Origin of the sequence: Actinoplanes sp. TBRC 11911, assembly GCF_012933445.1 — a bacterium.
GTDB lineage: Bacteria > Actinomycetota > Actinomycetes > Mycobacteriales > Micromonosporaceae > Actinoplanes.
In genome coordinates this window covers 12,770-35,317 of sequence record NZ_JABBNC010000059.1, presented here as the reverse complement: position 1 = coordinate 35,317, position 22,548 = coordinate 12,770, and the positions used below count along the sequence as shown (strand labels likewise).

The following is a 22,548-nucleotide window of genomic DNA, read 5'->3' as shown; positions in this document are numbered from 1 at the left end:
TAGCTGCGGCAACGCGTTTGCGAGATGACTTGTCGTGGGCACTGGATCGACTAGAGTTCGCACTGCGACCTCGCTTGATGAGCAGGGTAGCGGAAATTAGGGGCATCCCTGGCCAACACCAGGGGTGCCCTTCCGCGTTAACGGTCCAGCCGGGTCACGCCCTTGCCCTCCCCGTCATCAGCTTCTACTTTGGTCACCATGACTGAACCTCAAACTTGAGGCTAAACTTCAGCAAATCACTGAAGCAAGCACTGAAGTGGGCCAAGCCGCACGATGCGTGAGCGTCCATCAGGGCTTGCGAGGGGAGACGCGATGCGCCCTGAAACGGAACAGGATCACCCGATCTCCAAGTTGGCTCTGCGTCTCAAGGAGCTTCGGCACGAGGCCGGCGTGACCCAGGGTTCAGTGGCGAGCCATCTGGGGGTCAAAGGGCCGATGGTTTCGGGGTATGAGAACGGTAAAGAAATACCGATCGATGAAAAGGTGCGCCGGTATGCGGAGCTTTTCCGGAATACTGAACGCGGCCGGGACGAGCTGGAAGTCGAATTGCTCAACCTCAGGACGGCGGCGAAGGAAGCCAAAAGCCGTTCCGCCGCCGCGGCGCCCCGTCCACGCGCGAGCTTCTGGCACTTTCCTGATGGGAACGACGTGACGCTCGTCTGTGGAGAGCTGCCGACCGAGATGCGGATGCCTTACGCTCAGCCGAAAGTCCCGGACTACGTGCGCACCTATAGGTACGCCGACCCCGACACCCTTTTGGAGCTTTGGGGCCATCTGCCCGGCGCGAATCCAGGTTCCCGCGTGCGGCACATCACGTCCGACGAATACGACCCCACCGTCCATGACACCGATCACCTCGTCGTACTCGGCGGTGTCGACTTCAACAAAGTCACCGAAAGAATACTTGCCGATATTGACTTCCCTATTACCCAGGAGCACTTTCCGTCGTACCAGCGTGCTACCTCCCAGAACTCGGAACGTTCTCAGCCGTCCGGTCCGGAAAGTCCACAACGAGCTGCTTTCGTGGTGAACCACGGAAGCGAGGACGAGCAGAACTTCGAACCCGTTCTGGAACAGGTCGAGGCCGGCTGGGAGCTTGCCGTCGACATCGGGCTTATCGTCCGAGGACCAAACCCGTACAACGCTTCGGCCACGTTGACGATGTTCAACGGAATGTATGGCCGCGGCGTGCTTGGATCCGCGCTGGCACTCACCCATCGGCAACTTCGCGAGCGCAACACGAGGTATCTCACGAATCTCGGTTGTGACCGACGGATCGTAGCAATCCTCTTTAAAGTCCAAATAATGAATGAAAAGCCCAGCCCACCGGATCTGACCAATCCTGCCGTGCGGCTGTTTCAGTGGGAAGGTCCATCCGTGACCGGCTGAACCGACCCCGGAGTTCGCGCGCTGGCCCCGGGCCGGGAGACGCTGACCGCCCACGCGCCGGTCAAGCCGAGCCGTCCGGAGGCCAGGTCCGCGCGGGCGTCCGCGATCCATCGAGTGATGTCCACGGCCGACTGCTCCACATTTCGACCGGTCGTGTCGATCACGCACACGTTCCAGCGCGGATCGTCGCTCGTCCAGTCCTGCCAGCGGTCCCACCTCATTGGTGTCCACCCGCCGCTGGTGAGCGCCTCCGGCTGATGGCGCGGGTCGGCGGCGTGCCCTCGATGCCACCGCGCCCAGCCGAGGAACCTCCGCTTGGCGTCGCCGTCGTACCGCCTGCGATCGTCGAGCCGCCGCAGACGGACCGCGTCGTCGACGTCGAGCAGGCAGGCCGCGATCCCGTCGAGCCGCGTCGCCGACGGGCAGGCCAGCACCTCCCCCAGCGGCGACTGCCCGGTCAGCACCACGTCAAGGCCGCCGGCCTGATAGCGCAGGACCCGCCGGACCCAGGCCTCCATACTGCGCTGACGCCAGCTGGTGTCCGCGCCGGACGGCACACCGATCTCATCGAAGTCGTGCACGACCAGCCCCGCGATCGCGGCGCAGGCCCGCACAGCAGTCGTCTTACCCGAGCAACTCGACCCCGCGACCGTCAGCAGCACTCACCCAGTGTCACCCCCGCGTAAGCACCGCGCCCGCCCGAATCTCCCCGGCGAATGCGCCTTCGACGGCGACGGTCGTCATCCCCGGCCCGCCGTGCAACTCGACGGATCGCACCACCACGGAAGCCGCCGGGCCATCCGAGAACGTCAGCTCATCACCGATGCGCAACGCGTCCCCTTCGAGACGTCCGGTCAGAAAGGTCCAGGGGCGGCTCGACAAGCGATGCACGTTCTGCACGATGAGACGGGTCATTCGCGGTTTCTCCTCCATGCCGCGACAAAGCCATTTTCGGCCTTGTACGCCTCATCTTCCAACGGGCCCGTCACCGTCGTGATCCGGCCCTCCTCATGCTGCCGCACGTGCACACTCTCGTGTCCGAGCGTCCGTACCAGTGTCTCTTCATCCTGGAAAGCGGCCGGGCCGAGCTGCACCCCGAACGCGTCGGTCCGGGCCACCGCGCCTTGGAAGTCCAGATAGGCGACGTCGTCCGCGCTTTCCACGATTTCGATGTGCGCGCCGCGAAAATCGACCTCCGCCAGCTCGGCGTAGTGCCGGACACTTTCCGCCGAGCGAGGAAGCCCCGAGCCCTGATCGAGGACTTCACGATTCGAAAGCGCCCCGGAGCGCGAATAAAGGCCAATCTCGCTGGGCCGGCCCGCGCGCAGGGCGGCGGCGATCTCCTCGTGTGCTTCGGCCACGCTCCTGATTCCGGGCGACGGCGACGCGTCGCCACCGCGACGGCCCGACGTCGTCGGACCTTCGCCGGGTCCCGCATGCGGTCGCCGCCCGCTCACTCGGCCGAGGCTAGCAAGCGACGCCTATTTGAACGGCTCGCCGAAGACCTCGCGGATTCGGTACAGGTCGCGCATTCGTGGCTCGGTGGTGCCGCCCGCCCAGCGGCTGATCGTCTTTGTGGACACGTCCAGGCGGCGTGCCGCTGCCTCCATCGTCAGGCCCTCGCGCTGCAGCCGCGCCCGCAGCCACGCCGCGAAGGACGGGGCCGGGGACGCCGGCGGTGCGGAAGCCGGCTGATCCGGGTTCGAGGGCGCGGCGGGCAGGCGGGGAGGCGTACCGGCGGAAGGGACGAAAAGGACGTCGACCTCGGCCGAGTCGGGGAAGATGCGCAGGGACACCTGGATCTGGCCGGCGGCGCCGGCGCCCTCGAGCAGGACGTCGGCGACTCGCTCGCACAGCACGCGGATGTCGTCGTCGGTGACCGTGGTGCCGAGGAGCTGGCGGCGCACGAAGTCGCGGACGTCGGGAAGCGCGGCGGGGCGCGCCGGGAACGGGCGGGACACCACCTCGAGCGGGACGATCTCGATCTTCTCCGCCATCGGTTCAGCTTACGGTGAGCGGACCCACCCGTACGAGTGACAGCGCTCTTTTGCCGGGAGCCGGACAGGCATACCATCCGCCCGGTGGAGGCCGGACAGGTTCTGCACATACTGTGGATGAACGGCGGGCTCAGCTGTGACGGCGAGTCCGTCGCGCTCACGGCTGCCACCCAGCCGAGCATCGAGGAGATCGTGGCCGGTGCGCTGCCGGGTTTGCCCGAGGTCGCGCTGCATTGGCCCTATTTCGACTTCGACAGCGGTCCGGACCAGGGCGATGGCAGTTTCATCGAATGGTGGCACCGCGCCGACCGGGGCGAGCTCGACCCGTTCATCCTGATCGTCGAGGGGTCGGTGCCCGACGAGGGCAACAAGACCGACGGTTATTGGAGCGGCTTCGGCAACGACCCGTCGAGCGGGCAGCCGATCACCGCGTCCGAGTGGATCGATCGGCTCGCGCCCAAAGCCACCGCCGTGATGGCCGTGGGCACGTGCGCCGCGTACGGGGGAATCCACGCGATGGCCGGCAACCCGACCGGGGCCATGGGGGTGCCCGATTATCTGGGCTGGGACTGGAAGTCGAAGGCCGGGATGCCGATCGTGTGCGTGCCGGGCTGCCCCACCCTTCCCGACAACCTGGCCGAGACGATCCTGCAACTGCTCTACCAGGTGGGCGGCCAGGCGCCGCAGATGTCGCTGGACGAGTCGCTGCGGCCGCGCTGGCTGTTCGAGCAGACCGTCCACTCCGGATGCGACCGGGCCTCGTTCTACGACCAGAGCGACTACGCGAGCGGGTACGGCTCGTCGAACTGCCTGGTCAAGGTCGGCTGCTGGGGTCAGGTGGTGCGCTGCAACGTCCCCAAACGCGGATGGATCAACGGCGTCGGTGGCTGCCCGAACGTGGGCGGCATCTGTATCGCGTGCACGATGCCGGGCTTCCCGGACAAATTCATGCCGTTCATGGAGACGCCAGATGCCCCGGAGGCGCCGGACGAGGACAATACGCCGCTGATCCACATGTTGCGCGGCTTCACGCTGCGCGTGGCGGGCACCCCGTGACGACCGCCGAGGACATCGATCGCATCCTCGGCGACCTGCGGAACTGCGCCGACCCGCGGGCCGGGGAGCTCGGTGAGGAGCTGGCCGGGAGCCTGGTCGGCCTGTACGGCGACGGCCTGGCCCGGATCGTGGCGGCGCTCGGCCCGCAGCGGGTTGCCGAGCTGTGCCGGGATCCGCTCGTGGCGAGCCTGCTGCTGGTGCACGACCTGCATCCGGTGCCGATGGAGGAGCGGATCAGGGTCGCCCTCGACGGGGTGGACGCCGACTACCTGGGCATCGACGAGGCCGGCGTGGTGCGGCTGCGGGTGCGCGGCATCCAGCGGGGCTGCGGGTCCCGGACGGCGCTGCGCGACATCGAGGCCCTGGTGCGGCGGGCGGCTCCGGAGGCGTACGGGATCGATTGTGAACTTCCGCCGCCGCTGCTGCAGATCTCCGTGCGACCCCGACCCTGACTCATGACATCCCTCGGGAGGAAGAGGGGTCCCCGGACACAACTGTCCGCTAGTCCTCCGACCAGCATTTTCGCCGGGGCGCACGACTCCAGTACTGGGTGGACACAGATGGGTCTGGTGCCGGTGACGAAGAGTCATGCAGCCTGGTCGCAGTGCCGGACACGCCCGGTACCGGGATCGAGAACGGCTTGGGGTGACGGCCTTGCTCTGGCAGAGTTTCACGACACGGCGCGAGTTGACGGCGGTACCGGCCGATTTCCGGGGGCACCGCGTCACGGTGCGACGGCACGAGCCCACGGTCGTCCGGGAGCCCGAGGCGAGCTGGTGGGAGGTGCAGAGCCGGCCGACGCTGACGGTGGCGGCGGTCCGCGAGGGCGACGCCGACTGGCATCCGGAGTCGGTGGTGGGCCGCCTCGCCGAGATCGCGGCGGAGGACGAGCTGCTGCTGATCTTCGGGGCGACGCGACGGGCCATGACGCAGCTCATGATCGCCCAGCTGCGCGAGCATCTTCCCTGGCACGACGTGGTCCCGACCCCGGTACGCCACCGCCCCGCCGAACTGCTGCGCGACGCGGCGACCGTGGAACACCTGCTCGACGTCGGCAGCCTGCCCGTGGTGGTCACCTCGCCGGCGTCAATCAACGCGGTGACCGCCCATATCGCCGGCTATCTGCGTGTCGACCGGGTGCTGCGAGTGCTGGCCGACGGTGCCCTTTTCCCCGTATGGCAACGACGACAGGAAGCGAGTGTCAGCTAGTGGCTTCTTACCAGGACCTGCTGGTGTCAAGGCCCGCCAAGGCGCGGAACGACCCAAAGTTGATCACCAGGGCGAAGTTGATCACCAGAGCGACGAGGGATTTAAGGCGAAATTCCGGGCATTCCCGGTACGCCTCGACGGTGCGTCGCGCGCGTTCCAGCTGATTGGGACCGTTGTCACGCTGCGCACGCCTTCCGTAACAGATCGGCGTGACGCTAGACAGGCCGCATGGTCTCGGTCGTTCTCGGTCTGCTGTCGGCGCTGTTGTTCGCCGCGTCGGCCGCGCTGCAGCAGCACGCGGCCCACATGGCGGTCAACGCCGATCCCCCGCCGCCGGCCGCGACCGGCGTCGCCACCGCGCTCCCGGTGTTGCGGACCGCCCGCCGCCTGGGGCGCGACCGGGTCTGGCTGTGGGGCACCGCCGCGAACGTGGGCGGGTCGCTGGTGCAGGCCGCGGCGCTGTACTTCGGGTCGGTGGCGGTCGTCCAGGTGCTCCTGGTCAGCCAGCTGATCTTCACGCTGTGGCTGGCGGCGCTGTGGGATCACCGCCGGCCCCGGTTGCTGGAGCTGGGCTCGGCGGCGGCGATCTGCGCCGGCATCGCCATCTTCATCTCGGTGCCGGGCACCGCTCCGCACGCCGGAGTCGTGAACCGGGAGCGGGTCCTGGTGGCCACCGTGTGCGCGGGCGCGTTCGTCGGGTTGCTCGTGCTCAGCGCGGCCGGCCGCCACCACGCGGTACGCGCGGTGCCGATCGCGATCGGCGCCGGCGTCTTCTTCGCGATCAGCGCGGCACTGCTGAAGATCACCACCGACGATCTGTTCCACAACGGCGTCGCCGCCACCGCGACGGACTGGCCCGGTTATCTGCTCGCGGCGGCCAACGTCAGCGGCTTCATCCTGGAGCAGGACGCGTTCGCGACCGGGTCGCTGTCGCTGGCGGTGACCGCGATGACCATCACGAACCCGGTCGCGAGCTACTTCATCGGGGTGCTCGCGTTCAACGCGCACTTCCCCAGCAGCGCCGGCGGGCTGGCGGCGCTGGCCGGAGCGGCCGCGCTGGTGGTGGTCGGTGTGACCGGGCTCGCGCATTCGCCGACGGTGGTCCGGCACAAACCCGCCACGGCCACGGTCGGCTCGGCTACGGCTTGATGTTCTGGTTGAGGTGGAAGACGTTGTCCGGGTCGTAGCGATCCTTCGTGGCCACCAGACGCCGATAGTTCTCCTCGCCGAGCCCCGCCACGATCCGATCGTTGCCCTCATCGCCGATGAAGTTGAGATACACGGCGCCGACGGACCACGGCCGGACATCAGCGATGAGGTCGCGGCCCCACTTCATGACCCGCGCGTCGTCCTCGGGAACATCCCACATCCCGTACGGGTGGACCGCCCACTCGGCCCGGCGCCACGGAATCGGATGGTCGGACACCCCGTTGGTGACCGCCCCGCCGAGCGCGAACAGCGCCTGCGACGACCGCGACGGCACGAGCATGTCGCGGGCTCGCGCGCCGAAGCGGTCGGCGGCCTCGTCCGGGAACCCGCCGAGATACTCCGCCGAGTAGTAGTTGCGCGAGCCCGGCGGCCGGTCACCGCGGGACTGGAGTTCGGTGTACGGCAGCTCGCCGATCAGCGCGCCCTCGTGACCGAGCTTCAGCATGGCCGCGGACACGTCGCGCGCCTCCGACTCGCTCCCCGCGTACGTGATCAGCACCGAGCAGGCCAGCTCGCCCACCAGGTCGTCGGGGACGAACGGGGCGTCCGGCGCGGTGGCGTAACTGAAAGCGCCACCGACCTCGTCCGGCGCCGACTTCATGAATTCCCGGTACGCCCGTACGACCTCGGGCCCCGCCTCCGGGCGCCACAGCAGCAGGATGGCGGTGACCGTGGGCAGGCTGTGCAGCCGGAAGGTGAGCGAGGTCGCCACGCCGAAGTTGCCGCCGCCGCCGTGCAGCGCCCAGAACAGGTCGGGATGGCTGTCCGCGCTGGCCCGCACGAGCTCGCCGTCGGCGGTCACCAGGTCGACCGACAGCAGGTTGTCCGAGGCCAGCCCGAACTTGCGCTCGAACCAGCCGGACCCGCCGCCGAGCGCGAAGCCGGCGACCCCGGTGCTGGAGACGCGTCCGCCGGTGGTGGCCAGCCCGTACGGCTGGGTTGCCTCGTCGAGGTGCGACATCAGTGCTCCCCCGTCGACCCGTGCCGTCCGGGCCTCGGGATCAACGGTGACGGCGTGCATCCGGCGAAGGTCGATGACGATGCCACCGTCGGTGAGCGCCTTGCCGGCCACACCGTGCCCGCCGCCCCGGACGGCGATCTCCGTCCCGGTCTCCCGCCCGTAGCGAATCGCCCGGATCACGTCCTCGACGTTCTCGCACTGCGCGATAACCGACGGGCGCCGATCGATCATGCCGTTGTAAATCGCTCGCGCGTCGTCATAGCCCGCATCGGCGGGCAATACGACGTTACCCAGGAATCCGGCGCGCAATTCGGCCGGCGAATTCGGGTGAGTCATGCCGGATGACCTCCTCCATGGCGCTGTCCACCGCCACTTCGAGGCAAGTTACTCCGCCGGTGGCATCATCCGGCTCGGCACGGGCCGGATGTGCCCACGGCCATACGCGGGTTCCGAAGTCACCCGGCGTCCGCGCCCGCCGCCTTGGCGTCCTGCTCGATCTCGGCGATGTCCGCCTTGATCTGCCGGGCCTCCACCTTCTGGGCGCGGCGCAGGGCCCGTTCCACCTTCGCCCCCATGTCGGACACGGCCACGACCAGCAGGCCGGCCTGCCCGCTGTCCAGGTGCTCGCCGAGCTCTTTCAGGTCGCGGCGGCTCATCCCGGCGGCGGCGTGCCCGGTCAGCGATCCGAGCAGGGCACCTCCGGCGGTCGTCGCCGCGAGCAGCCCCCCACCGAGCGCCGCGAACGGGAACAGCGCGACGACCAGCCCGGTTCCCAAGCCGATGCCGCCGCCCAGCACCCCACCGACCCGGGTCGGCGTTTCATGCTTCTTGACGATCTTCGTCTTGCCGTCGGGGCGGCGCTCTATCAGCGCGGCGTCATACGCGTCGATCAAGTTCGCCTTGACGTGCAGATCCTTCACCGCGTCGTAGTCCTCCTCCGCCAGCGCGACGCTCGGATACACCCCGACGTAGACCATGAAAGTGTCGATAGCCATTTGCGTTGCTCCTCCCGGACCGAAATGACCGCCGTTACCCAGGGCCGACCATGGCCCGGGCAACCGGCGGGCGCCTCATCCTGGGCAGACGAGCCGGTGCCCTAATTGGAGCGATGCCGGATCGCCGCTTGCTGGAACATGTGCGTGACCCGGGGTCCGTCGCGGTGCCGTCCCAGCGTTCGCATCTCGGGCTCGCCGACACTTCGAAGATGCCGCGCCACCAGCTCGGATTGCTGGTAGAACGGCTCGAATTCGGCCGGGACCGGGCTCGTCGTGGTCGCCGCCGCGGTTTCCGGCTCCTGGATCCTCGGCAACTCCCCCGCGAACGCCGACAGGTCCGGGAGATCCGCACCGCGCCGGGGCTTGTCGAGATTCAGCACCTCATGAAACGGGGTTGCCCAGGCGTCACGGCGGGTCAGCGGGTCGGCGTCCGGCGCGAAAAGCGCCCGCAGAGTGGCCGGAATCGCGGCATGCTCGCGGACGACATCGTCGATCGTGCCGGCGCTGATGTACGGGGAGATGAACAGGTTCGGCACTCGCGGGCCGAGCAGGGTGAAGTCGAACGCCGTGACTTTCCGGGTGAACAGCGCGCCCTGAAGCCGTGCCAGCCACCCCCGCGGGTCTCGCGGACCGGGAATCCCGCCCGGCGGCGGAACGTGGTCGTAGAACCCTCCGTGCTCGTCGTAGTTGACGACGAGCAGCGTCTTTTCGAACACGTCGGGATGGGTGCGCAGCACCTCGTAGATCGACGCGATCAACGTCTCACCCCGCCGGAAGTCGGAGCCGCCGTCGGTCTGGTCCTCGGGCAGGTTGTTGCCCGGGTGCTGGCTGTTGCTCTTGCGCGAGTCGGCGACCTCGCCGACGTGGAGCCGTTCCGCGTGATGGTTGGGTTCGATGAACGAATAGGCCGGCAGTGTGTCGGCCGCCACGTGCTCCGCGAAATCCGCGAGGTCGAACCAGCGGGCATGGTCGGCCGGCGAATCGTACAGCCGCGGAAAGGCCCAGATCTGCGGCATGTTGTCGTGATAGATGTGCCAGTCGCGCCCGTTCTCGGCGAGCAGCTCGAAGATCGTTTTATCGTAGTACGGGCGGATCACGCATTCGGTCTCGCCGTCCGAGGTCGCCGCGTGCGCGTAGTTCCGGCAGGGCCACGTCTCGCCGGGCACCGAGGAGAACCAGCGGGTGCTCACCGCGTATCCCAGGGCCAGCTCGGACAGCACCGGAACGTTTTCCGGCGGCTGACACTCCATGATCTTCGGCCCGATTCCGGTGACGCCGGGCGGTCCGCTGAACAGCGATCGAACCTTGTTCCGCAGCGCGACGAACCGGTCGAACACCGGCCCGAACAAACCCGCGTGAAAATGCTGATGCGGATGCCGCCCGGCGTTCTCGTAGTCGGCGACGAAGCCCTGATTGTCGGTGTGCCATTGCCCGGCGACTCGGGTGGCGCCGATCTGTGCCATCACCCCGTCATGGGTGTGACCGGGTTCAACTTGGACGGACACGCCCGCCGTGGGGGTCGCCTCGACCTTCCCACCGTTACCGTCCGGATTGGAGAATGGCCCGGACAACAGGCCGTCGAAACGGGGGTCGGGATGCCGGAGATAGCCGAGCATGTGATCGAAGGAACGGTTCTCCAGCATGAGGACGATCACGTGCTCGATGCGGGCCGATTCCGATTCCGGAGGCTTCACGGAAGGGCAAACGAATTCGGAGGACCTGGGTTCAATAGGCCATGTTGTCCGTTCCCGCTCGACAGTCCGCGTTATCCGTTACGTCACCGGTCAGGCATCACTCAGATCCGCCGCGTAGGCCAGGTCACGTTGCCCGTCCAGCTCGTCGATGCGCTGCTGCAGTTCCCGGCGCACCGACTCGTACGCGGACGCGCCCAGCACCAGCCGCCGCGGCGCCGGGCTGGTGGCCGCCGCGTCCGCGATCGTCGCCGCGACCTTGGCGGGATCGACGCGATACATCGGCTTCAGCACTGCCGGGTCGCCGGCGAGCAGCCCCCGGATCTGCCCGAGGACACCGTCCGCATAGGCCGGCAACGGCTCGGTCCGCACCATGTTGGCCATGAAACCGGTGCCGCTGCCGCCCGGGACGACCAGCGTGACGTCGATGCCGAACGGCGCGACCTCGATGGCGATCGACGACAGGAAGCCCTCGATCCCGAACTTGGTGGCGTTGTAGACGCTCATCCCCGGATCGGCCACCTCGCCCCCGGAGCTGGAGAACTGGAACACGCGCCCGCCGCCGACCGTACGCATGTGGGCGACCGCGGCGCGCACGACGTTGATCGAGCCGATCAGGTTGACCGCGATCTGCTGGGCGATCAGCTCGTCCGGCTGCTCCTCGATCGCGCCGAGCGCCCCGAAGCCGGCGCCGGAGACGACCCGGGTGATCGGCCCGAAGGCGGCGATGCCACGTTCCAGGGCGTCGTGCACCTCGGCCGGGTCGCTGACGTCGGCGCGGGTGGCCAGCAGGCGGCCGGTCTGACCAGCATCGACATCGGGGTTGCGCGAGGCCGTGACGACGGCGTCGCCGCGGCCGAGCACTTCGCGGGCGAGGGCATGACCGAATCCGGACGAGGCGCCGGTGATGAACCAGGTGTGCATAGGCCCAAAATTAGTCAGTGACAACTAGGTTGTCAACGCCTACTTCGGTAGCCTGTCGGCATGGAGATCAGCTACCAGCGCGGAAACCTGCGCGTCGCGGTGCTCAGCCACGCCGCCGCACGGCTGGAGGAGGTCGGATTCGACCGGTTGTCGCTCCGGGAGATCGCCCGCACCCTCGGCGTCAGCCACGCCGCGCCCGGCAAGCACTTCCCCACCCGCGCGGCGCTTCAGGAGGCGCTGGTCGTCTACGGCCTCGATGAGCTCGCCGACCACCTCGACGGCGAACGGTCCGGCGACTTCGCGTACGAGCTGCGCGCCTTCGTCTCCGATTACGTGCGCTGGGCGGCCGATCATCCCGCGCTGGCCGGCATGATCCTGGCGCGCACGAGCGGCCCACAGAAGGGAACAGCGGAGATCCGCGAGGCCAACCAACGCGCGTACGGGGGCGTCCAGGCCATGCTGCGGAAAGCGCGAGAGGAAGGCGTGATCCTCAGCGCGGACCAGGACCGCGTCGACATGGCCATCCTGGCGGTCATCCAGGGCTTGACCGCCATGGCTTCGCAGGGCGCGCTGGGCGGGCGCCCGCTCGACGACGTCATCGACGGCACGGTGCAGACGCTGCTCTACGGCCTGGTGCCGCGCGCCGCGGCGGGCCTTCAGGGCGGCTAGCGCTTCCTCGACGCCGATGCGGCACGCCGCCCCCTCACCTTGTGACGGTCTTGTATTCGGCGACCAGTTTCAGGGCGGCGGCGGTCGTTGGTCCGGGTGGTAGAGGTTGCGCCGGGGTCGTTGGTAGGGGTCGATGCTGCGCGGCGGAATGAAGTCGGGGAGGCGATCGGCGCCGAGGCGGATTCGCCAGCCGGTGCCGGGGTGGTGGATGCGTCGGTGGTGGTGGCGGCAAAGGAGCACCAAATTGTCCAGGATGGTTTCGCCGCCGGCGGTCCACTCGGTGATGTGATGGGCGTCCGTCCAGTCAAGCGGTTCTTTTGTCACATTCGGCGCCAGCCACGTCGCCGGACCTGGCGCCTGTCGGCTGAGCGCGGCCGTCGACGGAACTGGACCTTTCCCTATCATGCGAGGCGTGAAGCGGACAGCAGCCGGTGCGGCTAGCATCCTCGTCGCCCTCACCACGATCTTGCTTCTGGTGACGGGATGGATTGCAGATGTGGCCGGAGCGGCCGGAGCAGTCTTCTCTCAGCAGTTCGAAGGATGGCTGCGCGACCATGCCGTCATGATCTTCTGGGTTGCCATCGGGACAGCGATCATTCTCGCCGCCGCGATCGTTCTGCTTGTCCGGGACAAGCGCCACCTGGAGGGGGAGTTGCAGTCTCTTTCTGGCGAAAAGATCACTTCCGAAGAATCCAGAAACCGCCTTACTGTCGAACTGGAAAAGCTTAAGCGGCAGCCGTCTTCGCACGATTTTGGGTTATTCCAACGGTTCTTGTCTGAGTTCCCTGAGAACGGTGAAACTATGGACTACCTAACCCAGTGGTTCCACGGTCGTAACTGGGAATGGAAGAAGCTCGACGAGCTTAGCACGTTCAATAACCTCTGGACGAGCAACGTCGAATTCTTGGACAGCGAGATGCAATACCTACTTCAGGACTTGCAGCAGAAGAGCGCAATCTTTCTTAGCGAGATCGCAGGCAACAGCTTCATGGACAACGCTTACGAGGAAGTGACAGCACTTCGGCACGACCAGTTCGAAAACGACGGCGAATTCAATCACAAAGCTGACGCGTTACAAAAGTTGGGCGACGAAGTGGCCGCCGCCCACAAGAAACTCGTTCGCATGGGGTACGAGAGACGACTAGCGTAAACTCCTCGGACTAAACCCGCGAACGGCTATTGCCATTGCAGCCAGTACCACTTCCGAATGGCAGAACCGCCGGGAACGATGGCGGCGATCAAAGGCTGCGGGCTGGCAGCGCATGATCGCCGACATTCATGCGGGACGGTCAGACCTGGTTGCTGTTGGCAAGAGCGGACATATCCTTGAGGTACAACAAGAGCAGGATCAACGACCCTTGGCGTCGGCGACCTTGGCAGCAGGGAGGCGCAGCGGCCGTGCGGGCTTTGTTTGTATACGTCGATGTGCATGGTGGGATGAAGTCGAGACGCGGGTCGACGGCCGTCTCGATCTCGTCAGTGGATGTAAAAGCAACGCCGCGCTGACCGAACGGACGACTCGGCTTCACCGTCGGAACGACGATCTCACATTCAACGGCGGTCACGTTGCTGCTGAATCGCTGTTGAGGCCTTGCCGATTGCGGCGAGGTGGCACATCAAATTTCAACGCGGGTCGGTTTCACCCCCAATGCTCGTGCTGATAGTGCAGAAGGTCGTCGCCGTGGATCTGTTTTGTGGCGTTGCCGACCCGGACCCAGAAGTCGGTGGCATCGTTGCCGCCCTTGGTGGGTTTGGCGAATACCGGTTTGCCTGCGGCGGCAACACTGATCTGGCAGACGACCCGGCCGGAGATCTCTGGAAAGCGGATGCGGACGGTGGCCGCTGTCGGGGCGGAGAGGCTGCTGTCGAGGAGTTGGCGTACGAACAGTTCGTACTGGTCGACGCTGGCGTTCGATTCCAGGGTTGAGAGATCGTTCTCGATGCCGAGGATTGTGGCGTCGTCGGCTACGCCGATGAACAGGTTTCCGCCCTCGCCGTTGAGGAAGCCGCAGACGGCTTTGACAATGTTGTGCCGTAGCGACTTGTCGGCCTGCTGGGTGTGGACGTTCCACCGGGCGCTGGCCTTGAACTCGGTGCTCTGGGACTCGCCAGCGGCGATCATGTCGGCCGGCGTGGTCGGGACGTAGGTGGGCCGTTGCCCAGTCAAGGTCTCGAACGCTTCGCGTACGACCTGGGCGATCAGTCGGCGTCGCCGTTCCAGGAAAGTCGGGTAGTCGAGCTGTTCCCAGCCGACTGGGAGAGCGTGCCACCTTACCTGCCGTTCGAGAACCTTCGGGTCCATCGTGTCAGTGATTCTCGGCCAGTAATCGTGCGGCGCGTCGGTGTTGAGTTTCTCGTGTGCTGGCCATGTCACGTACGCCATGTTGGCGATGGCGTTGACTTGGCGCCGGTCGTTGATGCCCAGCCCGGCGAGCGTCTTGCGGTGGAAGAGGTTGTCTCGCTCGATAGTCTTGGCAGGTTTGGCCGAGGGGTCTAGCAGATCACGGATCCGTTGGTCGCCGAAGAGCATCTTGGCGTCGAGGATGTTCAGCGCCGCCAGGTAGGCGACGAGCACCGGTGAACGCGACGACGAGGTGTCGAGCCGGTTCGGCAAGGAGATGTCCCAGTAGTCGCCGGTGAAGTTCGCCGCGATGATTCGGTCCAGTTCCGCAGCGAAGGCGCGGCCGTCACCCTGCGGCAGATTCCCGAGTCGCCCGAGGTCGAACTCCATTTGTGACTCCGGCGAGTTGGAGTATCGGCCGGTGGTGTGCGCCATGAAGAACCATCGGCCGATGACCGGTCGTAGCTGGTCGGATGTGAGCCCGAAGTCGTGGCGTCCGATCAGCCAGATGGTGTAGCTGTAGAGCAGGGCGTTGGCTGAGGTGATCATCTTGCGGCTGCGGAAACCGGCCGCCGTAACGCACTGGAAGAATTCGTGCCAGCTGGTCAGGTCCAGGACTTTTGTGTGTGCTTCGGCGAGCCGGTCGAACTGTTCCTGCCGCCGCGCGGCGGTGACCTTTCCGGTGTCGAGGTCCTTGCCTCGCAGGATGCTGTAGACGTGCTGCAGGCGCGCTCGCCGGAAGGCTACGGCGACCGCGACACGCAGAAGCTGATCCGGGCTGGGGTCCACGAACGCGTTCCGCGGGCTCGGGCCGGGAAGCCCTGCGATCACCGCAGCGCGGCTGAAGTCTTCGAGCTGGCGTCGGCCTTTCTCCCAGTGCACGGACATTAGGGTGAGGATGAAGTCCGACTGGTTGAGTTTCACGCCTTCGGAGTTGATCCGCACGAAGACGTCGGCGACCTGTTCCTCGTCAGCCGAAGCGCCCAGCTCGACCACCTGGAAACGGAACTCGTGCAGGTCCCGGACCCGGTCGATGCGTTCCTCGAGCTCGTCCTTGTCAGCGTCCGACAGGCTCTGGCCGCCGGCCTGTTCGAGACGCTGAAAGAACTGGCGGATGGTGGGCTTGTAGCCGCCGTCGGCCCAGAGCGCGGTGATGTCCGGGATGAAGTGGGCGTCCCGCTCGATCGCCGCGTCGGTGACCTCGAACGTCTGATCCTCCGGCCGGAACGCAATGCGAATGTTGATCTGCTCGAACGACTTGGTGACGATCTTGCGCCCGGTAAGCACAGCGAAGAGGGCAGTGAGTCGCTGCTGGCCGTCGACGACCAGCAGCTGCGGTGACCGGTCGCCGGCTTCCATTCCGATCTGTCGTGTCCCCACCTCCGCGCCGGTCTCCCAGAACATCAGGGTGCCGATTGGATAGCCGCGGTACATCGAGTCGAACAGGTCACGGGTCTTCGCTGCTGACCAGACGAACGGGCGCTGGATGTCGGGGAGCCCGATCCGACCGCCGTCGATGTTCTCAATCAGGTGACGCAGGGTGTAGCCAGTGTCGCGGTACAGAGTCGGTGGCACAACCAAGTGCTCCTTACGTCCGACAGCGGATGGTCGGCTAAAACAGACAGCGCAGGGGTTCGGTCACCAGACTTCTACCATGAGGACAGCCTCCCTCACAGTGCCTGCAAGGCCCGAACGGAAGACAGCCCGCCTACGATGACCCACTCGTTGGTACTGTCCTCGACCGAATGTTCGTATGGTGCCCTCCGCTTCAGTCAAGCCGCCCATTTGTCACATCCGACGGAATCCTTCTGTTCCCGACCCGCATCGATGGTGCAGGTCGAGTACTCGAACCGGGGCTGGACCAACTCCCGGTATCAATGCAGCAGCCGCTTCTTCCGAATCTGTCGGGAATCTGCCGTCCTCGATGGCGGGCTTCCGCCTTGACCCTGCCATCGGGCCGTCCGCACACTCGATGCAGTGCGGCGGTTGGAGGGCGGATGACCAGTCCCGGAACACCGCAGATCTTCATCTCGTACGCCCGGCAGGACGGACGCCCGACCATGGAGGTCCTGCGCGATCGGATGCCCCAAATCCGGCCGGGTTGGCGGGTGTGGACCGACGACCTCGTCGACAGCCGGGACCGCACGTTCACGCTGCAGATACAGCATGCACTCGATACGTCGGACGCCGCGTTGTTCGTCATCACGCAGGCCAGCCGGGAGAGTCATTGGTGTGAGAAGGAGATCGAGTACGCGCAGACCTTGCGTCTTCCCTACGTTCTGGTTCGCCCCCGGCCGGACGTCCGGCCACCGTTCTCGCTGACCGCCGCACCGACCTTGATCGATCTGCCGGAGGATGACGAGGAAGCCTGGGGCCGACTGGGCCGGCTCCTGCAGAGCATTGGCACGCCTGGGGCACGGGCGACCGCCATTGAGGACGCGCGCGACCGTGTGAACGAGGCCGCAGCCCAGGCCACCGGCGTGCAGCGCGAGCGGCTCACCCGACGGGGGAACGAACTGACCGCGTCCCTCGGCCTGGAACAGGAACGCCTTGCCGACCCGGCCGGCGCCGAGCGCCGAGTCCGCGAGCGGATCGAGGTCGACCTTGCCGTGGAGCGGGAACCTGCGCCGGACCCGGCAGACGACCCGGTCATCAGCTCAGCCGGGGTGCGTCTGATCAACAATCTTCCCGGGCCGGCGCCGCTACGTTTCCACGATCGCGACGACCAGTTGCAGGTACTCAAGCTCCTGTTGGCAGGGTCCACCACTCGCCTGATCGCCCTGACCGGCCGCGACGGTATCGGCAAGTCGGCGCTGTTGACCCGACTGCGGGACAGCCTCGGTCACGAGGAATTGGCCGCCTACCGCGCCGTGGTCTTCCTGGACGGGTGCGGCCACCGGCGGGTGACTAGCGCCGCCCTGCTCGCCGGACTGGCCTGGGCACTCGACGAGCCGGCGTCCACCGCGATCCGGCAGCGGCTCGACGAGCCGGCCTCGTCGGTCGACCGACTGACGACGTTGCTCGACGCCTTGGCCGAGCGCGCGGTGCTCGTGGTGGTCGACGGCGCTGAGCAGCTCCTGGACGAACGGGACGAGTTCGTCGATCCCGACCTGCGCGAGGTCTGCTATGAACTCGCCCTCCGCGACGGGCACGCGGTTCGGGTGCTTCTCGTGGGGCAGCGCCCGCCCGGCCCGCTCCTGCGGGAGTTGGGTCCGCGGGCCACTGGGGTATCGCTGGACAATGGCCTGCCGATGCCGGAGGCAGGCGAATTCCTGCGCACGCTCGACAGTGCGAACCTACTGGGCGCGGCCGGCATGGATGAGGCGTTCCTCGACCGGCTCCGTGATGCCACGGACGGGCATCCCCGTTCGCTGGAGCTGTTCCACGGCATCCTCCTCGCAGAGGGGTTCACAACGCCGGTCCAGCTGCTGTACGCGGTGGAGAACCTCGAGCAGAGCACGAAGGTCGCCGACGCCCTGTTCAACCGCATGCTCACCGACCTGCTCTACACGCAGCTCCGGGTAGTTGAGGCACTCGCCGTGTATGGCCGTCCGGTCCGCGCCGGCGGCGTCGACTTCGTCCTCAAAGACGTACTCGACGGCGTGGAGGCCGCAGGCCCGCTGCACCAGCTCGAGAACAGCCGAATGGCCCGGCGGGACGGTGACCGGTACTACCTGCCACCGCGCGACGCGGAGCGTGTCGTGTCTCGGATGGAACGGATTGCACCCGAGACACTCGCCACCATGCGCCGCCGGGCCGCCGACTATCACCGCGATTCCCGCACGCCGGACGAAATGGTCCGCCAGGTCGCCGATCTGGACGGCCATCTGCACGAGATTGACATGCGGGTCCGAATAGGCGAGCACGAAGTCGCACTGCGCCTCATGGCCGCGCTCGACAAGAAGTACCTCCGTCGCTGGGGATACAGCGCCTTGATCCTGCCGCTACGCAGTGAAGTAGCCGCGCACCTGGCAGACCCCCACGACCGGGTCATGAACCTCAGCATGGCGGCGGCCGCCCGTTCGCAGCAGGAACAGTATGCAGAGGCCGTCTCCGACCTCAAGGCCGCGCTGCGCCTGGTTCGGTGGACCAACGACCTCTCCTGGAGGGTCGCGCTGTGGCGGCAGCTCGGCTCACTCGAACAGCGTCGGGGCGACCTCGGCCGCGCCAACTGGTTGTTCCGCAGAGCTCTCGGCGGATGCGTCGTCCTGGGGATGCGCCAGGAGCAAGCCCGCAGTCGGCTCAACCTCGGACTCGGACTCGCGCGTACCGGCAATTTCGAGGCAGCGTTGGACCAGATCGGCAAGGGCCTCGCGATCGGGAACCGGGATCCGATCGACGACGAGATCGTCATTCGGCTCTGGCTAAACCGGGGGTGGGTTGAGGGGCAGCAAGGACGCATCGAGGCAGCGCTGGCATCGAACAAGCGCGCGCACCGGATTGCCCATGCCCGTGGACACGAGATCCTGACGGGGTTGTGCAGGCTGCGCCGGGCAGAGTTGGTGGTGAATGGCGACGACCCCGCGACCGCGTTGCCGCTCGCCGAGGAGGCCCACCGGATCGGCCTTGTTGCCCGGGACGCGGCATTGGTGTGCGATGCGAGTAGAACGATCGCGCTGGCTCTCTTGCGGCTGGGCCGCGTCGAGGATGCGGCGGACGCGGCCCGTTCCGGAATGCTGCACCGCGGCAGTGGCAACGCTGTGTCGCTGTACCTGCTGCAGGGGATCGTGGCGTTCCGGCGCGCGGGCCGCCGGGATCCGGCGCGTGCCGCCTTCAGCGAGGCGTTTGAGCGGGAAACCGCTCAAGGCCCGACTCACCGCCGCAACTATCAGGCGTTCAACCTGAGGGGCACGATTGTCGCGGGGCTGGCGTTGTGCGGCGAGGAGCAGCGGATCGAGGAGGCCGAGGCCGCCTTCGGACGCGCCCGCAAGATCGTCACGGCCCCTGGTGCAGTCCGCCGGAACACCATGCTTCTGGAACAGTTCGGAGAGTCCGCCGATCCGGCCGTACTGAGCCGCCTGCTGCGCGCCGCGCAGGGCTAACGCAGCTTGCCATGCAGTGCAACGGCCAAGATGATGATGATGATGATTAGCATCAATATCAGTCCAGCGAGGCAGCCAACTCGGTTCGACTTGGACCCTGGACTGATCCAACCGTCGTCGGAGGCGTCGGAACGATCATTCATCGAAGACCTCGGCAACCGTTAGGCGAGAACCAACCGGGTCGACGGCAGCCACTCGCCGCCGCCCTCAGCCCACTCCACCCGGACGTTCCACCCACGCTCCGCTGGGCGCAGCTCGACGACATAGCCCTCGAGGTCGGCGTCGGGATCGTCCTCGTCGAGGAAGTCGGGATCCAATGCGACAAGATCGTGGATGTCGAACGGCGGCTCGCCGTCGTCGCCGGAGCCGAACAGGGAGCCGTCATCGTCGGCAATCGATTCATCGACCATGCCGCACCACCGAGCTGGGTAGCCGAGACTGGATGGACAACTATGCGGACGTTAAGTGCTCGCGAACGTGCGGGTCCATGACGCAATTCCGGACGGCAGCACCCTGACACCATCCGTCGCAGCCGGGCGGTTCCGCGACATGCCCGGCCGGTCGCGTGCTGTTGGCCGTCGCGTGGGCCAGGATCAGCGGACCATCCGTTCACCGGGAAGGGATCGTCGAGCGATGTTCACCCGGATCGCCGTCTTCGACCCGCTCCCGGTGTTCCGCCGAGGTATCCTGGCGACGCTCGGTGAGACCGGATTCGACGCCGAGACGCCCGACGATCTGCTGGCCTGGGCGCGAGGTGTCGAGCGGCGCCTGGTCGTACTCACGCTCTCGGCACCCGACGCCTGGAACCTGTTGACTGAGATCCGACGGTTCCGGCCCGATACCGAGGTGATGGCGGTGCTCGACGACCCGAGCGTGGCGGGATACGTGCGCGCCTTGGCTGCCGGTGCTGTCGGCGCCGTTCCCCGCGATGCCTCGCCCTCAACAATGCGCGAGGTTTTCGAGGCTGTCCTCCGTGGCCGGAGCGTGCTGCCGATCGAAGTACTCCGCGTCCTATCGTCGGGAACCACAACCGCCGACCCACTACCTGACCAACTCACCGCGCACGAGCTGGCCTGGCTTCGGGGACTGGCCAGCGGCAGCACTGTCGCCCAACTCGCCGAGACGGCCGGCTACTCCGAGCGGATGATGTTCCGTCTGTTGCGCGGCGCGTACAAGAAGCTGAACGCCGCTAGCCGCACCGAGGCGATGATGACCGCCCGCGCCCACGGTCTACTCTGACCCGCGCGGTTTCCCGAAGAATGCCATTCTCAAAGCAGGATCCGTTGGCCTACGGCTCAACAGCATCGGCCAAAGTTCATTTGGTGCCCGCTGCTCCAGTCAAGTGGTTCTTTTGTTAACATCCGTCATCAGCTATGCCGCGAGCTAAGCGCCGTTGGCCGACCGGCAGTTGCGACTCACTGGTGTTGTTCGCGCGAGCTTTCAAACTTCGCCCATCCGTATCTCATGCCGCGCGGACCACGGCGGATCGCCGCCGATTCAGAGCCCATTTCAGTCATTGGCGTCCTCAGCTCCTGGCTCTGGTGGCAGAATTAGACCGACCGGCGGTTCCCCGGCCCACATTCGACGGTAACGCGATGGAGTATAGAGAGCACCTTCAAATGAAACAATTCCACCATTGAGCTGGATATTCTCAAGGTCGACAGAATGGGAGCTTAGCTGTGCTTCCTCGAACCGGATGGAGCCTGCATTGACTTTTGCCCCTCGCAGCGAAAATGTACCCCCGTTGAAATGGGCATTCTTGAAGGATACCTCAGCGCCATTGAGGGTAGCGTCCGAGCATGCGATTGAGCTTCCGTGATTGAGAGTCACTGAGGCGAGCCTCAGCTCGCCGCCAGAAAGAGTTGAGTGCCAAAACGGTAGGGACGCACCCTCTCTCAATGACGCCCCCGCAAAATTCAATAGCGCTCCATCCAGCCGAATGGCATCAAAGTTAACCGATCCACGAGAAAATTTCGCCTCGGCAAAGCGGATTTGGCCTGATCGGAAATGTGCGTTGGAGAAACTGACTCGAGCTCCGCCAAAATTTGCTCGGAAGAACTCTGTAAGTCCGCCGACAAACTTAGCGTACGAGAACGATACCCTTCCACCACCAAAGACGGCGTTGTTGAAGTCTGCACCGTCAATTGTTGCTCCGGTGAAGTCCAGGTCGATGCCCTGCCACGAATTCGGGGAGTTGTCAGGCAATCGAAGGTGGTCGGCAATGAGCCTCAGCGCAGTCTGGCGGACCTCTCGCTCTTCCTCGGCCGCACGCCGTCCTTCACCTCCCTCCTCGTTTTTTCCTGAATCGCGAGTCGGCGGCGGCATGTAGGGCATCCGGAGGTATGCGCACATTACGTCCACACATGTCTGCCTGCCCTCTTTCCAATTATCCGCCAGGCCGGCCATGGCATAGAGGCCAGCGAGTCGCACAGCTGCTTTTTCAGACCCAAGCTGATCCGAAGCACGCCCAAATCGATCATTGAAAAGGCGAACATCACTCCGAGCGACCTCCAGCTTCGCCCTCTCCTCAGCCGCGTTTTCTAGAACCTTCTTTGCCTCGGCACGTTCGTCGGCCGAATGTGCCAACCGATGCGAGAATTCGGCCAATTGGTTTGAATGCTCCGCTACGCGCTGGCGTCGGTAGGCTACTACCAACCCAACAACTCCGCCGACACCCGCGACCAAAGCGAATGCTATTTTCAACAGGTCGAAAATTGTCTGTGTCGTTATTGCATCGTCCCTCGCCAGTTCAGGGAATCCCGCATACCATAGCGCTACGACTACGAGAAGTGCGATCGAAACTAATCCCGCAGTGACAGCGGCAACGATAGCCACAGCTATGTTCGATAACCCCAGTTGGGGCACAGAAGGATTACTGCTGACCCTTTTGATGTCGGACGTATCGTCTACCTCCCCTTGCAGCGGATCCCTATGCGGTTGTGAATTCATTCCCATGCTGACTGCCCCCAGAACCTTATTCGCACGGGCCAAGGTTTCCCGACGAAGTAATTATCGGCGTTCAAGACACAGTCGTAATGTCAACGACCCGACTCTCGACTCAACTG

Annotated in this window: 21 protein-coding genes; 9 read left to right on the top strand and 12 right to left on the bottom strand. The window is 65.9% G+C overall.

All coding sequences use genetic code 11. From position 1 onward, the window contains the following. Positions 1-312: 312 nt before the first annotated feature. Positions 313-1,389, top strand: coding sequence for a helix-turn-helix transcriptional regulator (locus HH310_RS42260; protein WP_169181409.1), 1,077 nt, complete (start codon positions 313-315; stop codon positions 1,387-1,389). On the opposite strand, the gene HH310_RS42255 is transcribed toward HH310_RS42260, so the two are convergent. The 4 genes from HH310_RS42255 to HH310_RS42240 all read right to left on the bottom strand — a co-directional run bounded on the left by HH310_RS42255 (position 1,359) and on the right by HH310_RS42240 (position 3,386). Further along, positions 1,359-2,051 (bottom strand): hypothetical protein, encoded by a 693-nt coding sequence (locus tag HH310_RS42255; RefSeq protein ID WP_169181408.1) that lies wholly within the window; start codon positions 2,049-2,051, stop codon positions 1,359-1,361. The genes HH310_RS42260 and HH310_RS42255 overlap by 31 nt on opposite strands. A 10-nt stretch (positions 2,052-2,061) precedes the next feature. After that, the gene (locus tag HH310_RS42250) at positions 2,062-2,304 is read right to left on the bottom strand and encodes a hypothetical protein (RefSeq protein WP_169181407.1); all 243 of its coding nucleotides are present in this window, start codon (positions 2,302-2,304) and stop codon (positions 2,062-2,064) included. Then, complete coding sequence (locus HH310_RS42245) at positions 2,301-2,750, bottom strand: hypothetical protein (RefSeq protein WP_211193320.1); 450 nt, start codon at positions 2,748-2,750, stop codon at positions 2,301-2,303. Before HH310_RS42245 ends, HH310_RS42250 begins: the two co-directional genes overlap by 4 nt. 120 nt (positions 2,751-2,870) lie before the next feature. Further along, entirely contained in the window at positions 2,871-3,386 is a 516-nt protein-coding gene (locus HH310_RS42240) for a helix-turn-helix transcriptional regulator (RefSeq protein WP_169181406.1), read from the bottom strand. Positions 3,387-3,470: 84 nt separating this feature from the next. On the opposite strand from HH310_RS42240, the gene HH310_RS42235 reads away from it, so the two are divergent. The 4 genes from HH310_RS42235 to HH310_RS42220 all read left to right on the top strand — a co-directional run bounded on the left by HH310_RS42235 (position 3,471) and on the right by HH310_RS42220 (position 6,800). After that, positions 3,471-4,442 carry a hydrogenase expression protein HypE gene (locus HH310_RS42235; protein WP_312034678.1) on the top strand — a complete coding sequence of 324 codons (972 nt, stop codon included), beginning with the start codon at positions 3,471-3,473 and terminating at the stop codon, positions 4,440-4,442. After that, a complete protein-coding gene (locus HH310_RS42230; RefSeq protein ID WP_169181405.1) occupies positions 4,439-4,894 on the top strand; it encodes a NifU family protein in 456 nt (151 codons plus the stop codon). Before HH310_RS42235 ends, HH310_RS42230 begins: the two co-directional genes overlap by 4 nt. A gap of 202 nt (positions 4,895-5,096) precedes the next feature. After that, positions 5,097-5,651, top strand: a complete 555-nt coding sequence (locus HH310_RS42225) for a hypothetical protein (RefSeq protein WP_169181404.1) — start codon at positions 5,097-5,099, stop codon at positions 5,649-5,651. Positions 5,652-5,879: 228 nt separating this feature from the next. Then, positions 5,880-6,800, top strand: coding sequence for a DMT family transporter (locus HH310_RS42220; protein WP_169181403.1), 921 nt, complete (start codon positions 5,880-5,882; stop codon positions 6,798-6,800). Here the strand turns inward: HH310_RS42220 and HH310_RS42215 are convergent. The 4 genes from HH310_RS42215 to HH310_RS42200 all read right to left on the bottom strand — a co-directional run bounded on the left by HH310_RS42215 (position 6,790) and on the right by HH310_RS42200 (position 11,431). Then, positions 6,790-8,157, bottom strand: a complete 1,368-nt coding sequence (locus HH310_RS42215; RefSeq protein ID WP_169181402.1) for an FAD-binding oxidoreductase — start codon at positions 8,155-8,157, stop codon at positions 6,790-6,792. The two genes, HH310_RS42220 and HH310_RS42215, sit on opposite strands and share 11 nt — an antisense overlap. 119 nt (positions 8,158-8,276) lie before the next feature. Further along, entirely contained in the window at positions 8,277-8,816 is a 540-nt protein-coding gene (locus tag HH310_RS42210) for a DUF1269 domain-containing protein (RefSeq protein ID WP_169181401.1), read from the bottom strand. A gap of 101 nt (positions 8,817-8,917) precedes the next feature. After that, positions 8,918-10,510, bottom strand: coding sequence for an alkaline phosphatase family protein (locus HH310_RS42205; RefSeq protein WP_169181400.1), 1,593 nt, complete (start codon positions 10,508-10,510; stop codon positions 8,918-8,920). Between the two features lie 90 nt (positions 10,511-10,600). Next, positions 10,601-11,431 (bottom strand): SDR family NAD(P)-dependent oxidoreductase, encoded by an 831-nt coding sequence (locus tag HH310_RS42200; protein WP_169181399.1) that lies wholly within the window; start codon positions 11,429-11,431, stop codon positions 10,601-10,603. Positions 11,432-11,491: 60 nt separating this feature from the next. Here HH310_RS42200 and HH310_RS42195 point away from each other — a divergent pair, with 60 nt between their 5' ends. Further along, positions 11,492-12,100 carry a TetR/AcrR family transcriptional regulator gene (locus tag HH310_RS42195; RefSeq protein WP_169181398.1) on the top strand — a complete coding sequence of 203 codons (609 nt, stop codon included), beginning with the start codon at positions 11,492-11,494 and terminating at the stop codon, positions 12,098-12,100. Between the two features lie 69 nt (positions 12,101-12,169). Here HH310_RS42195 and HH310_RS44605 read toward each other — a convergent pair whose 3' ends face one another. Next, positions 12,170-12,424 (bottom strand): HNH endonuclease signature motif containing protein, encoded by a 255-nt coding sequence (locus HH310_RS44605; RefSeq protein WP_312034676.1) that lies wholly within the window; start codon positions 12,422-12,424, stop codon positions 12,170-12,172. An 88-nt stretch (positions 12,425-12,512) separates the two neighbouring features. Here HH310_RS44605 and HH310_RS42185 point away from each other — a divergent pair, with 88 nt between their 5' ends. Then, positions 12,513-13,250, top strand: a complete 738-nt coding sequence (locus HH310_RS42185) for a hypothetical protein (RefSeq protein ID WP_169181396.1) — start codon at positions 12,513-12,515, stop codon at positions 13,248-13,250. 489 nt (positions 13,251-13,739) lie between these two features. On the opposite strand, the gene HH310_RS42180 is transcribed toward HH310_RS42185, so the two are convergent. After that, positions 13,740-16,016 (bottom strand): DUF262 domain-containing protein, encoded by a 2,277-nt coding sequence (locus HH310_RS42180; RefSeq protein ID WP_169181411.1) that lies wholly within the window; start codon positions 16,014-16,016, stop codon positions 13,740-13,742. A 422-nt stretch (positions 16,017-16,438) separates the two neighbouring features. Here HH310_RS42180 and HH310_RS42175 point away from each other — a divergent pair, with 422 nt between their 5' ends. Beyond that, on the top strand, positions 16,439-19,483 hold the full coding sequence (locus tag HH310_RS42175) for a TIR domain-containing protein (RefSeq protein WP_169181395.1): 3,045 nt from the start codon (positions 16,439-16,441) through the stop codon (positions 19,481-19,483). A gap of 161 nt (positions 19,484-19,644) precedes the next feature. Here HH310_RS42175 and HH310_RS42170 read toward each other — a convergent pair whose 3' ends face one another. Next, the gene (locus HH310_RS42170) at positions 19,645-19,893 is read right to left on the bottom strand and encodes a hypothetical protein (protein WP_169181394.1); all 249 of its coding nucleotides are present in this window, start codon (positions 19,891-19,893) and stop codon (positions 19,645-19,647) included. 55 nt (positions 19,894-19,948) lie between these two features. On the opposite strand from HH310_RS42170, the gene HH310_RS42165 reads away from it, so the two are divergent. After that, a complete protein-coding gene (locus HH310_RS42165) occupies positions 19,949-20,722 on the top strand; it encodes a LuxR C-terminal-related transcriptional regulator (protein ID WP_169181393.1) in 774 nt (257 codons plus the stop codon). 270 nt (positions 20,723-20,992) lie between these two features. Here HH310_RS42165 and HH310_RS42160 read toward each other — a convergent pair whose 3' ends face one another. After that, entirely contained in the window at positions 20,993-22,318 is a 1,326-nt protein-coding gene (locus HH310_RS42160) for a pentapeptide repeat-containing protein (RefSeq protein WP_169181392.1), read from the bottom strand. Positions 22,319-22,548 lie beyond the last annotated feature (230 nt).

Excerpts from the sequence above, each read along its gene's own strand:
- HH310_RS42260 (WP_169181409.1), top strand. The coding sequence starts at position 313 with ATGCGCCCTGAAACGGAACAGGATCACCCGATCTCCAAGTTGGCTCTG.
- HH310_RS42250 (WP_169181407.1), bottom strand. The coding sequence starts at position 2,304 with ATGACCCGTCTCATCGTGCAGAACGTGCATCGCTTGTCGAGCCGCCCC.
- HH310_RS42240 (WP_169181406.1), bottom strand. The coding sequence starts at position 3,386 with ATGGCGGAGAAGATCGAGATCGTCCCGCTCGAGGTGGTGTCCCGCCCG.
- HH310_RS42220 (WP_169181403.1), top strand. The coding sequence starts at position 5,880 with ATGGTCTCGGTCGTTCTCGGTCTGCTGTCGGCGCTGTTGTTCGCCGCG.
- HH310_RS42215 (WP_169181402.1), bottom strand. The coding sequence starts at position 8,157 with ATGACTCACCCGAATTCGCCGGCCGAATTGCGCGCCGGATTCCTGGGT.
- HH310_RS42210 (WP_169181401.1), bottom strand. The coding sequence starts at position 8,816 with ATGGCTATCGACACTTTCATGGTCTACGTCGGGGTGTATCCGAGCGTC.
- HH310_RS42200 (WP_169181399.1), bottom strand. The coding sequence starts at position 11,431 with ATGCACACCTGGTTCATCACCGGCGCCTCGTCCGGATTCGGTCATGCC.
- HH310_RS42195 (WP_169181398.1), top strand. The coding sequence starts at position 11,492 with ATGGAGATCAGCTACCAGCGCGGAAACCTGCGCGTCGCGGTGCTCAGC.
- HH310_RS42175 (WP_169181395.1), top strand. The coding sequence starts at position 16,439 with ATGACCAGTCCCGGAACACCGCAGATCTTCATCTCGTACGCCCGGCAG.
- HH310_RS42170 (WP_169181394.1), bottom strand. The coding sequence starts at position 19,893 with ATGGTCGATGAATCGATTGCCGACGATGACGGCTCCCTGTTCGGCTCC.